The organism is Campylobacter taeniopygiae (assembly GCF_005406225.1).
Lineage (GTDB): Bacteria > Campylobacterota > Campylobacteria > Campylobacterales > Campylobacteraceae > Campylobacter_D > Campylobacter_D taeniopygiae.
Genome location: NZ_NXLY01000008.1, coordinates 82,757 through 94,907, shown reverse-complemented (window position 1 = coordinate 94,907; position 12,151 = coordinate 82,757). Strand labels below are relative to the sequence as shown.

General features: G+C 29.6%; 11 protein-coding genes and 1 pseudogene. 4 read left to right on the top strand and 8 right to left on the bottom strand.

The annotated features are described in order from the left end of the window. Window positions 1-514: 514 nt before the first annotated feature. The 5 genes from CQA75_RS05355 to CQA75_RS05335 form a co-directional block, all read right to left on the bottom strand. Entirely contained in the window at window positions 515-1,165 is a 651-nt protein-coding gene (locus tag CQA75_RS05355) for a PoNe immunity protein domain-containing protein (RefSeq protein WP_137624002.1), read from the bottom strand. A gap of 67 nt (window positions 1,166-1,232) precedes the next feature. Further along, window positions 1,233-2,279: an ankyrin repeat domain-containing protein gene (locus CQA75_RS05350; protein WP_137624001.1), complete on the bottom strand. Its 1,047-nt coding sequence runs from the start codon at window positions 2,277-2,279 to the stop codon at window positions 1,233-1,235. A 158-nt stretch (window positions 2,280-2,437) separates the two neighbouring features. Beyond that, a complete protein-coding gene (gene radA, locus CQA75_RS05345) occupies window positions 2,438-3,778 on the bottom strand; it encodes a DNA repair protein RadA (RefSeq protein WP_137624000.1) in 1,341 nt (446 codons plus the stop codon). Further along, complete coding sequence (gene ftsY / locus CQA75_RS05340) at window positions 3,779-4,645, bottom strand: signal recognition particle-docking protein FtsY (protein ID WP_137623999.1); 867 nt, start codon at window positions 4,643-4,645, stop codon at window positions 3,779-3,781. It lies immediately after the preceding gene. Further along, window positions 4,645-5,196, bottom strand: coding sequence for a TlpA family protein disulfide reductase (locus CQA75_RS05335; RefSeq protein WP_137623998.1), 552 nt, complete (start codon window positions 5,194-5,196; stop codon window positions 4,645-4,647). The genes ftsY and CQA75_RS05335 overlap by 1 nt, the downstream gene beginning before the upstream one ends. Before the next feature lie 82 nt (window positions 5,197-5,278). Here CQA75_RS05335 and CQA75_RS05330 point away from each other — a divergent pair, with 82 nt between their 5' ends. The 4 genes and pseudogenes from CQA75_RS05330 to CQA75_RS05315 all read left to right on the top strand — a co-directional run bounded on the left by CQA75_RS05330 (window position 5,279) and on the right by CQA75_RS05315 (window position 9,204). Then, window positions 5,279-5,893: a 5-formyltetrahydrofolate cyclo-ligase gene (locus CQA75_RS05330; protein WP_137623997.1), complete on the top strand. Its 615-nt coding sequence runs from the start codon at window positions 5,279-5,281 to the stop codon at window positions 5,891-5,893. Continuing rightward, a complete protein-coding gene (rny, locus tag CQA75_RS05325) occupies window positions 5,826-7,379 on the top strand; it encodes a ribonuclease Y (protein ID WP_137623996.1) in 1,554 nt (517 codons plus the stop codon). The genes CQA75_RS05330 and rny overlap by 68 nt, the downstream gene beginning before the upstream one ends. 9 nt (window positions 7,380-7,388) lie before the next feature. Next, on the top strand, window positions 7,389-7,946 hold the full coding sequence (locus CQA75_RS05320) for a DedA family protein (protein WP_137623995.1): 558 nt from the start codon (window positions 7,389-7,391) through the stop codon (window positions 7,944-7,946). Continuing rightward, window positions 7,946-9,204 (top strand): annotated as a pseudogene (locus CQA75_RS05315) (ComEC/Rec2 family competence protein). The gene CQA75_RS05320 and the pseudogene CQA75_RS05315 overlap by 1 nt, the downstream one beginning before the upstream one ends. Here the strand turns inward: CQA75_RS05315 and CQA75_RS05310 are convergent. Genes CQA75_RS05310 through CQA75_RS05300 form a run of 3 tightly spaced genes read right to left on the bottom strand, consistent with a single transcriptional unit; the run spans window position 9,148 to window position 12,080 of the window. Further along, complete coding sequence (locus CQA75_RS05310) at window positions 9,148-9,954, bottom strand: YihY/virulence factor BrkB family protein (RefSeq protein WP_137623994.1); 807 nt, start codon at window positions 9,952-9,954, stop codon at window positions 9,148-9,150. The pseudogene CQA75_RS05315 and the gene CQA75_RS05310 sit on opposite strands and share 57 nt — an antisense overlap. Window positions 9,955-9,966: 12 nt before the next feature. Then, the gene (locus CQA75_RS05305; protein WP_137623993.1) at window positions 9,967-11,349 is read right to left on the bottom strand and encodes an FAD-linked oxidase C-terminal domain-containing protein; all 1,383 of its coding nucleotides are present in this window, start codon (window positions 11,347-11,349) and stop codon (window positions 9,967-9,969) included. After that, the gene (locus tag CQA75_RS05300; protein WP_137623992.1) at window positions 11,349-12,080 is read right to left on the bottom strand and encodes a plasminogen-binding N-terminal domain-containing protein; all 732 of its coding nucleotides are present in this window, start codon (window positions 12,078-12,080) and stop codon (window positions 11,349-11,351) included. The genes CQA75_RS05305 and CQA75_RS05300 overlap by 1 nt, the downstream gene beginning before the upstream one ends. Window positions 12,081-12,151 lie beyond the last annotated feature (71 nt).

Sequence of the window (12,151 nt, the reverse complement as noted above, 5' to 3'; positions counted from 1 at the left end):
CATTATCAAGATAGTCCGAATCTACTCCAATAGTCTTTTTACCCAAATAATGAAAATTAATCATCTCTGCATTAAGTGTGCAAAAAATCATCACTAAAAGACATATTATTTTTTTCATAGCTATTCCTCTATGATATTTTCAAGATTAATAAAATCTATTATATCTTTATTTTTTATAATATTAATTTTAAATAATTGCATTTTTGGTAATAGTATGAAATTTATTTTAGTGTTATTTTTTTGAGAATTAAGAGTGTTAAACTAAATTATCTAAAATAGTAATACATTTTCTACTCGTGCGATTTACATATAGAATTTAACTTAAATCTTATTTTTCAATAATAAGATCTATTTAATACACCAAAACCTCACAAAAACTAAATCCTAATAAATTGTATTCTTTCTAAATTCACTAGATACAAAAATAGCTATTTTATTATCTTTTACCCTAAAGATATGACTTTTAGGATCTTTTAAAGGCTGCTTTTTAATATTAAATATAAATAAGAAACTCCTAAATTAAATCATAAGGAAAGTATTTATAATGTTTAAATTCTTCTTTATTTAAATTCATTATCTTTACAATAACAGCACCTTCAAGATCCCAAGTATTAATAGGATCTCTTAATCTTGTATGTTTTTTCATATATTTATGTAAAAACTCAATATCTTTAGTAGCTACAAATTCTTTAATAAGTTCATGTTCTTTACGGATACACTTGCGTTCTAAATTTAAGTTTTTACCCATAGATCCCACAAAATGTAAAAACCAATCCCTATTAAGTATATCTCTTCTTTTTCTTTCATCTTCTTCTACTAATTTTAATACACAAGTTGTGTCCATATCTAATAACACTCTAAGACAAAGTTCAATAACCTTTCCCTTAAGCCAACTAATATCAAATCCAAATTCTAAACGTTTTTTTTGTATTATTGATATAACTTCTTCTAAATCTTTTTTAACTAATTTTATATCATCACCACGAGCATATTTATCCATAGCGTTATGAAATTTCTGATCTTCTATACAAAAAAGATAACGCTCTCTTCTTGCATCTCCTAAAGGAAGTTCTAAAAGTTCTTTTTCATCCTCTTCAATCTCTTTTTCACATTTTATTATTTCTTCAGTAAAATACGCTTCATCTTTACTAGTATCCCTTAGCATTTTCTATCCTTTCGATTAAGTTTTTAGTTTTTGCGTTTTTATTACTAAAAGTCTTTTTAGATAAAAGCTAAATAACTTCTATTTCACAAAAAGTCAAAGGAGTTTTTTCTAAGATAGCAAGATAATTTTCCTTAAGTTGCTTTTCGTGTTCTTTTCTTATTTTATCTTGTATTTCTCTTTTTTTTCGCATTTCATTCATAAGCTCTATATGTTTTTCTTCACTGCCTAAAAGCTCTAAAGAACTTTTAGCTCCTGCTTTAAGAAGGTATTTTTTTATGGTTTCACTTTTATTGCCTATATTATCAAGAGCAGAATCTCCAAATTGATCAAAAACATTCACATTAGCTCCTGCTTCAATGAGTTTTTTAACCGTGCTAGAATAACACCCCTCTACAGCCAATATTAAAGCATTTTCTCCATAACAAATTGATCCTTTGTCATATTCTATGATTTCATTGATATCTTTCATTTTACCACTATCGATTAAGGCATTAGCAAATTTTTGCTCTTCATACATAAGAAGTTTGTGTAGTAAATTTTCACCCTCTGAATTTTTAAGATTAGGATCTGCTCCTAGTTCTAGTAAAAAATGCAAAAGTTCTAATTTATTAGCCCTTTCTATTTTAGTGGCATCAAGAAGACCACTGGTTTTAAAGATCAAAGGTTTGTATTGTCCATCCATATCATAAAAATAAGCATTGATATTAGCTCCCTTATCTACTAAAAGCTTAATAACTTTTTTTGTTTTTTCTAAAACTATGTGATGATCTTCATCTTCTATTGTAAAACTAATAAGAGTCAATAAAAAATTCAACCATTTTTGATCTTTTATGAATTGCAAAATAAATTCAAAAAATTCATGATCATATAATTCGTGACCACCAAATAAGTGAGAAGCCATACTAGGTCTTTGGTATGGATATAAGTCATAAACATCTTTACCTTTTGGATTTTCTATAATATACATTGTATTTAAATCTGTTTTTTTAACATATTCTTGCCATTCCTTATAATATTTATCTTTAATACTATGCTTGATTTCTGTATCAAAAAACCATTGAAGCATAGGATTTGCTTGAACTTCTTCATAAGAGATGATTTTTTCTTTAGTCATTTGTTTTCCTTTTTTTGTATATTTCATATTTATCATTGTATATTAATTTTATAATATTTCATTTTGATTCTTTATAAAATACTTTAATCACACTATTTTATTTTAATTATAGTTTTTTTAGAGAATGATAAAACATTAAAAATTGATAATATTTTATTTCACATCCATTCTAATACTTGACTAAGTTCCTTAGCCACAAAACATTTTAAACCCACATCTTCAATAGGTTTTGAAGGAATAATAGCATTTTTAAATTTTTGCATTTTTGCTTCTTTTAAACGAGTATCAAGGCTAAATACTTCTCTAATTTCACCATTTAAACTAAGCTCTCCGATAAAAACGCTATCTTTACTTAAAGGACGATTTTTAAAACTCGAAATTATAGCCGCAACCACAGCCAAATCAGCTGCAGTTTCACTTACCCTAACGCCACCGCTGATATTTACAAACACATCATAATGCCCTAATGGAATTTCAAGCTTTCTTTCAAGTAAAGCCAAAAGCATATCGAGACGATTTTTTTCATAGCCTGTAGCACTGCGTTTTGGATAAGCACTTTCACAAACTAGAGCTTGCACTTCCAAAACTAAGGCACGAGATCCTTCCATCACTACACCTAATGCACTTCCTGAAATAGCTCTTCCGCGAGTAAAAAAACGATTTGCGAGATCTTTTGCACTCACTAAACCCTTAGAAGTCATTTCAAAAATTCCCACTTCGCTTGTCCCACCAAAACGATTTTTAAAGCCTCTTAAAAGCCTGATTTCTTTTGTTGCATCGCCTTCAAAATAAAGCACCACATCCACCATATGTTCTAAAACTCTAGGACCTGCTATAGATCCCTCTTTGGTAATATGCCCTATAATAAAAGTACTTATATTAAAAGCCTTGCTCACTCTCATAAGTTCAAAAGTGATCTCACGCACCTGAGTAATGCTTCCTGCTGCGGAAGAAATTTTATTAGAATATAAAGTTTGTATGGAATCAATGATTAAAATTTCATAATCTTTTTTATGTAATTCTTCTAAGATATTTTCAAGGCATAATTCAGTCAATAAAAATAAATTTGAAGCATTTGCCTCAAGTCTATCTGCCCTTAGTTTAATCTGTGCTTTGCTTTCTTCACCACTTACATAAAGAACTTTTTTACCTTTTTTGGCTAAATTTGAAGCAATTTTTAACAAAAGTGTTGATTTGCCAACACCAGGACTTCCACCAATAAGAATCAAAGATCCCTCAACCAATCCTCCGCCTAAAACTAAATCAAGCTCATCATCTCCTGTACTTGATCTTGAAAAATGCTCAAGCTCTACATCTTCAATACATACAGCTTCACTAGCTTTTGAACTTGCTTTAGCAATTTCTTTTAAGACTTGAATTTGTTCAGTTTTTAACTCTACAAAGCTATCCCAAGCTCCGCATTCTGGACATTTTCCCAACCATTTACTTTGTTGATTTCCACAAGCTTGGCATTCAAAAAGAATTTTATTTTTGGCCATTTACTCAAAAACGCCCTCTAATAAAATATCTAAAAAATTATCCGGATTAAATTCGATCAAATCTTCCATTTTTTCGCCCACTCCTATATATAAAATAGGAAGTTCAAGCTCTCTTGCTATACCCAAAAGTGCTCCACCTTTAGCTGTGCCATCTAGTTTGGTAATGATAACCCCATCAAGTTTAACAATTTCATTAAAAGCTTTAGCTTGTAAAATTCCCGCATTTCCTTGAGTACCATCAAGAACTAAAATTTTTCTATGAGGAGCCCCTTCTAAAGCTTTGTTTGAAATTCTTACAATTTTTTCAAGCTCATTAGCTAAATTTTTTTGATTTTGCAAACGACCTGCCGTATCTATGATAACTTGATCAAAATTTTTAGCTTTGGCTTTACTGATCGTATCAAATGCAACGGCTGAAGGATCGTGTCCTTGGCTAGTAAGCACGATATCCACTCCAATTTTTTCAGACCAAAGGCGTAATTGTTCGATCGCACCCGCTCTAAAAGTATCACAAGCACCTAGTATCACTTTTTGTTGTCTATTTTTATAAAGATAAGCAAGTTTAGCAATAGTTGTTGTTTTTCCTGCCCCATTAACCCCTAAAATCAATTCCACAAAAGGCTTAGAATTTACAATTTCAGGTTTATCATAAAGAAAATAAGAACTCATCACTCGTTTTAAATCTTCTTTTTTAACCTCATTGCTAGGCGGTAAATAATAAATAATTTCTTCAACGATTTCATAACTTACATCAGATTCTAATAAAATTTCCTCAAGTAAATCTTTAGTTATTTTTTTATTATCACCCTTAATACCAATAATTCCTTCAAGGGTTTTTGAAAGTCCTTTTTTTATAAAATCAAACATTAAAATACAGCCTTTTGAATATCAATTTCCAACATTTCTTGAGGAATAAGACCTAAATATTCATTGATTAATTTAGAATATTTATCATATAAAAACATGGTAGGAATGCCATTAACACCGCCTAATGATTTTGCTAAAAGATAATTATTTTCTCCATTAGCTATTTCATATACAATCTTATTTTTATCTTTAAATGCCTTGATATCTTCATCGCTTTTATCTTCGAGTAAAACACCTACTATATTGATTTGATCTTTGTATTTATTTTGAAGATTATTCAAATAAGGAATTTCTGCGACACAAGGGGTGCACCATGTAGTAAAAAACACAAATAAAGTTGCCTTATCAGTATCAAAAGTGATTTTTTCATTGCTTTTTTGAACCGAAATCGAATTTCCATCAATCAAATGAATATCGAAATTCACATCTTCACCTTGTTCCAAATTTGCTTCTATATTTACACTTGTATTTTCATCCTTATCTTTTTGTTTATCGTTGCTACAGCCTACAAAAAAACAAATCATCAAAGTCAATAAAAATATTTTTTTCATAATCTTTTATTTCCTTATTCTCATTTAAAAAATGGTAAAATTATAACACAACTAAGATAATAAGTTTTTAAAAAGGCATATGATGCAAAAAATCCATTTTAGAGCTTTGCAAAAAACTAAATTAAAACGCCATCCAAATTTATATTTTAAACAAGATTTTCAAATATTTCAAGAATGCTTTCATATCATTAAAAAATTAAAGGCAAAAAGAATTCTTATTTTTATTCCTTTAGCTTATGAGCCAAATTTGGTTAAATTTCGTCATTTGCTTAGCAAAAAATGCATACTTTTTGTTCCATTTATGCAAGATAAAAGTTTAAAAATTGTAAAATTAAGGCTACCTTTTGTTAAAAAAAGGTTTGGAATATTAGAGCCTATGAATTCTTTTTTAGAAGCTAAAATTGATCTAGCTATTGTCCCTGTTATTGGGATAGATAAAAATTTAAAAAGAATAGGACATGGGCAAGGTTTTTATGATAGATTTTTCTCAAATTTACATTATAAGCCTAATATAATTTTTACTCAAAGTATCCATGCTTTGAGTGAGAAAGAAATCACTCAAGAACATGATATTATGGGTGAATTTTATATCAATCCTTATAGAAAATATTATAGGAAAGAAAGAAAAAATGATAGAGTCGATAATCGCATTTGTATCCGCTATAATAGGCATCGCAATCGGATACCTAATTGTTAAAAAAATTAACGATGCTAAATATGAAATTTTTGTTGAGCAAGCTAAAGCAAGAGCAAGAGCTATAGAGCACGAAGCTGAACTTACTCTTAAAGATGCTAAAAATTCTATACTCAATGCAGAACTTGAAGCAAAGAAAAAATATGAAGATAAAATTCATAAAATTCAAAGAGACTATAATCAAAAATTTGATGAGTTATCCAAAAAAGAACAAAAACTTCAAATTCAAGAAGAAAAAATAAAAGAAAATGAAGAAAAACTCACGCATACTAAAAGACAAATTCAAGATTTGCACCTAGATGCTGAAAAAGTAAAAACTCAATATGAGTCAAAACTTCATGATTTGCTTAATATTTTAGAATGTTCTGCAGGACTAACTCAAGATGAAGCACGTGAAATTATCCTTAAAAAAGTTGAAGAAACTTCACGTAGCCAAATCGCACACGTAGTAAGAAAATATGAAGAAGAAGCCAAAAATGAAGCCAAAAGAAGAGCTAATTATATCCTAGCTCAAGCGACTTCGCGTTTTGCAGGAGAATTTGCCGCTGAAAGACTTATCAATGTGATCAATATCAAAAGTGATGAGTTAAAAGGACGCATCATAGGCAAAGAAGGACGTAATGTAAAAACTTTAGAAATGGTTTTAGGGGTTGATATTATTATCGATGATACACCTGGAGCCATCATAGTAAGCTGCTTTAATCTTTATCGTCGTGCTATTGCTACAAAGGTGATAGAATTGCTTGTTCAAGATGGAAGAATTCAACCTGCACGCATAGAAGAAGTTCATGATAAAGTGTGTCAAGAATTTGACAGTGCTATTTTAGAAGAAGGTCAAACCATCGTTATGGATTTAGGATTAAGTAAAGTTCATCCAGAGATTGTTAAATTGATTGGAAAACTTAAATATCGTGCAAGTTATGGACAAAATGCTTTGGCACATTCTTTAGAAGTCGCTCATTTAGCAGGAATTATTGCGGCTGAATGCGGGGGTGATGAAAATTTAGCTAGAAGGGCTGGAATTTTACACGATATTGGAAAAGCTTTAACGCATGATTATGAAGGCTCACACGTTGATTTAGGTGGAGAGCTTTGTAAGCGTTATCAAGAACATCCTGTGGTGATCAATGCGATTTATGCTCATCACGGACATGAAGAAGCAACAAGCATCGAAGCAGCTGCTGTGTGTGCGGCTGACACCTTAAGCGCAGCAAGACCTGGTGCAAGACGAGAAGTCTTAGAAGCCTTCTTAAAAAGAGTCACAGAACTAGAAGATATCGCTAAAAGTAAAGATGGGATTAAAAATGCTTATGCTATCAATGCAGGTAGAGAAATTCGCGTCATTGCTAATGCAAGATTGATCAATGATGATGAAAGTGCTTTACTGGCTAAAGAAATTGCTAATGAAATTCAAGAAAAAATGCAATATCCTGGAGAAATTAAAGTTAATGTCATACGGGAATTAAGATCTATAGAATACGCCAAATAAGGACTTATAATGCAAGATATGGTTGATACCTTGATCCAATATGGCTATATAGTCCTGTTTTTTTATTCTTTAGGTGGCGGTATGGTTGGAATTTTAGCCGCTGGAATACTTTGCTCTCAAGGAAAAATGGAAATTGGCCTATGTATTTTTCTAGCTTTTTTAGGAAATACCTTAGGTTCTACTTTATTATTTATACTTGGAAAATATTACAAAAAAGACATCATGCCCTATTTTAAAAACCATCGACGCAAACTTGCACTAGCAACAATGAAAATCAAACAATACGGCACGATTTTACTTATCGTGCAAAAATTTATTTATGGATTAAAAACTTTCATACCTATAGCGGCTGGAATAGCAAAATATAATTTTACAAAATTTGCATTCATTAACGCTTTTGCAAGTTTGATTTGGTCAATCATCTTAGGTTTAGCAGCATATATTTTTGGTCATATTATAGAAGAAATCTTTACTCAATTAGGAAAATATCCTTATATCGCTCCTCTTTTTTTATTAGCATTAGCTGGAATTATTTGGTTTTATTTGGCTAAATTTTCTAAAAAATAATGTTTTGGTGGAATTCTTTTTTTAATAGTTTAAAAGAATTTCGCTATGTATTTTTGTTTGGAATAATAATTTTCATTTTTAATCTATCTTTAAAATATTATGATTTTTTATCATTTAAAAAAATAAACATTATCTAGTAGAAAATGCCACTTTAATGCAAAACTATACAAAATACAATAAAAAAAATAAAAAATATTGGATTTTAAAAATACAAACAAAAGATTTTACTTTTTACACGACAAGTTTTAAAGATCTAAATTTAAGCAATAATCAACTTTTAAATTTAAAAATCATTACTGAAAATGTCACTTTTAAAGATTATCTTAGTCAAATTTTTTATGTGCCTAGTTATGATCTTGAAAAGCTAAAAATAAAAGAACAAAATGCTATTATTTCTTATTTTTTAAATCAACATACAAATGAAAAAATTCGTGAATTTTACGGGGCTTTATTTTTTGCATTGCCTATATCTAAAGATTTAAGAAATGATGTTAATTATTATGGAATTGCTCATTTAATCGCCATTAGCGGATATCATATCGGTCTTATTTTTAGTTTGATATTTTTTATCCTAACTCCAATTTATAGCTTTTTTCAAAAAAAATATTTTCCTTATAGAAATCTGCGTTTTGATTTAAGTATTTTAATTTTTATTTTGCTTTTTTCTTATACCTATCTTATAGGCTTTGTTCCTTCTTATGTGCGTTCTTTAACTATGGCTATTTTTGGATTTTATCTTATTTGTAAAAATATCAAAGTGCTTAATTTTTTCACACTTTTTGCCAGTGTTTTTATTTGTATTTGTTGGTATCCTAAGCTTTTATTTAGCGTGGGATTTTTATTTTCCATCATGGGAGTTTTTTATATTTTTTTATATTTACATCATTTTTCAAAATCTTTTAACGCTTTTTTCAATGTACTTTTTTTAAATATATGGACTTTTTTTGCTATGACTTTACCCGTTATTTATTTCTTTCCATTGATTAGTTATCAACAAATTTTATCCATATTTTTAAGCGCTATCTTTGTAATATTTTATCCCTTAAGTTTGATTTTACATTTTATTGGAATTGGAGATCTATTTGATTTTGCATTGAAAGAATTTTTTGATTTTAAAATTTATGCAAACAATGTTCAAATTCCGTTTTGGATTTTTATCAGTTATCTTGGAGCTTCGCTTTTGTCGATTCGTTTTAAATTATTAGCTCTTTTTTGTATTTTTTCTAACCTTCTTCCCTTCATTATCATTGTGATTTAGAAAAAAATAAACCTTAAGTCCAAAAAGGTAAATTATCCAAGAAATATAAATCCAAATAAAGAAAAAAAGTATAGTGGAAAAAGATCCATAAACACTTGCATAGGTTTTATTATAAACTACATAATAAACAAATAAATTCTTTCCGATATACCAAATAGCACTTGCACTAAAGGACACAAGAAATAAACTTTTTAAAGAACTTTTATGCACAGAACTTGAATAAGATATAAAAAACAAACCCCAAACAATCACAAAGGGTAGAATTTCAAAAAAATTAAATCCTATTTTATAATCATCCAAAGTTTGCTGAATAAAACCAGAAATATAAAAACTAAGCCCGAGTCCCAAAGGAACGAGAGTCAATAAAGTCCAATAAGAACTAATGCTTTGCCAAATTCCTTTAGGTTCGCTTTTAGTGATACGATTGATAACAAAATCATAACCAGAAAAAAACGCTAAGGAAGTAAAAGTCATCGCTATAAGACCCACTATACCTAAATTAACACTATTTTTTAAAAAAGTATCTAAATAAGTAGCCACTATATCTTGTTGAGCAGGAATTAAAAAAGCAAAAATAACACGCTTAGCTTTTTCATAATACATTTTAAAACTTGAAATTTGAGTAAAAACAGAAAAACATATAAATAAAATCGGAATTAAAGATAATATAGTATAAAAACTAAGCGCAGCAGCATAATTTAAAATTTCTTTATCGCGAATACTCAATAAAATATTAAAAATTCTTTTCAAATTTTCATTCCTTTAAAGTCCCATTTTAAAAGGGTTAAGTATGTTATTTGGATCAAAGGCTTTTTTTATATTTCTCATTAAATTCATTTCAGCATTAGAAAATGCCAAATTCATAAAAGACGCCTTTGAAATTCCTATGCCATGTTCCCCGCTTAAAGTCCCACCGAGTTTGATCGTGAGTTTAAAAAGCTCTTCTACAGCCAAATATCCTTTTTTAACCTGCTCTTGATCGTTTTTATCTTCAACCATAATATTAGTATGCACATTGCCATCACCTGCGTGACCGAAACAAGGAATTTTAAAACCATATTTTTTTGAAATTTCAGCAATGCCTTCTAACAAATCAGGAAGTTTTGATCGCGGAACGGTGATATCTTCATTTAGTTTTAATTTTCCATACATGGCAATACTTTGAGAGCAATTTTTTCTAGCAAACCATATATCTTTAGCCTCTTTTTCATCTCTAGCGATCTTAAATTCACTTGCATTTTCTTCTAAAAAATAATGCTTTATTATTTTCAAATCCTCATCGATAGACGCCTCAATATTGCCATCCACCTCAACAACCAAAATCGCTCCAGCTTTTATAGGCAATCCTATATTAAATTTAGTCTCCACTGCACAAATGCTAAGATTATCTAAAAATTCCATTGAAGCAGGAGTAACTCCACTTGCTAGAGTTTTAAAAACAGCATTCATAGCACTTTTTACATTTGGAAAAATTCCCATGGCTGTTTTTTTAAATTTAGGCAAAGCGGCCAATTTTAATGTCAGCTCACTAAACACCGCCAAAGAACCCTCACTAGCGATTAAAATTCCAGCTAAATTATAACCTGCAACATCTTTTATAGTCCGCTTGCCTGCAGAAATTATCTCCCCATTAGGCAAAACCGCTCTTAAAGCTAAAACATAATCTTTTGTAATTCCATATTTTGTTGCACGCATTCCACCGGCATTTTCACTGACATTGCCACCTAAACTTGAATGCTCCATACTAGCAGGATCAGGCGGATAAAAAAGTCCGTATTTAGCAATTTCTTTTTGTAAATGCATATTTATAACGCCTGGTTGAACAACGGCAACTAAATTATCCAAATCGATTTCTAAAATTTTATTCATATGCTTTTCAAAGGCTAAAATTAAACCACCATTAACAGCCAAAGAACCCCCACTCATACCGGTTCCAGCACCGCGTGGGACTACGATGATATCTCTATTATTGCAAAATTTTAAAATATCGGAAATATCTTCTTCATTTCTTGGAAAAAGCACACCATCGGGTAGATAATGATTTTTAGTTGCATCATAACTATAAGCAATTTTGTGCATTTGATCAAAATAGGCATTTTCTTTGCCTAAAAGCTTGATAAAATATTGCTTAAACTCTTCTTTCATTAATCCGCTAAAACCTTAGAAAAATCAATCAAAGCATTATAATAACGGTAATAATCACTCATCTCTTGCGCATTAAAATCAAAAAAATTAGTCCTATATCCACTCACGCGAGAATAAAAAGGAATTTGCACACTAGATGCTTTTTCAATAGGAAATTCATAAAGTTCATTGAAATTTTGACAATCAATGATTTTAGCTTTATCTTCTAAGGCAAAAATTAAAATACCCACCGCATTATCCGCACAAAATTTTCTAAAATCACTACGCTTTGGTGCAACGGTAGAACTTCTAATCAATTGTGCTCCAAAGATATCTATATGGGTAAAATAAATTTGAGGAAAATCTGACACCAAATCATTATAAGTTTTTTCATCTGGAGCAACAATCACCCCTCTATCATAAAGAAAATTTAAAACCACCTCATCGCCACTTTTAGGTAAAACATTTGGTAATGGTAAAGCTTCTTGTTTCAAATCTGAAAAAACACTAAATTCTAATTTTGCAAGACCATTTTCTTTAGCGATCACACTTGCTCTAGCAATAATGCTTTTAGAATTTTTAAATTGCTGTAATACAACGCCACTAGAATTGATTTGAATTTCTGGACTATCTTTAATATAGCCATAGATATCATCCACTTTTAAAAGCTCGGTTTTAAAAGGTTTTAAGTCGAAATTTGCAGCAAATAAAGTGAGGTTTAATGTTAGAAAAAGTGCTATAAATCTAAGCAAACTTTACTCCTTGTAAAAATAATTTTGTATTATTATATTCCTTTTTTGTTAAGCAATTGTAAGAAAAATAA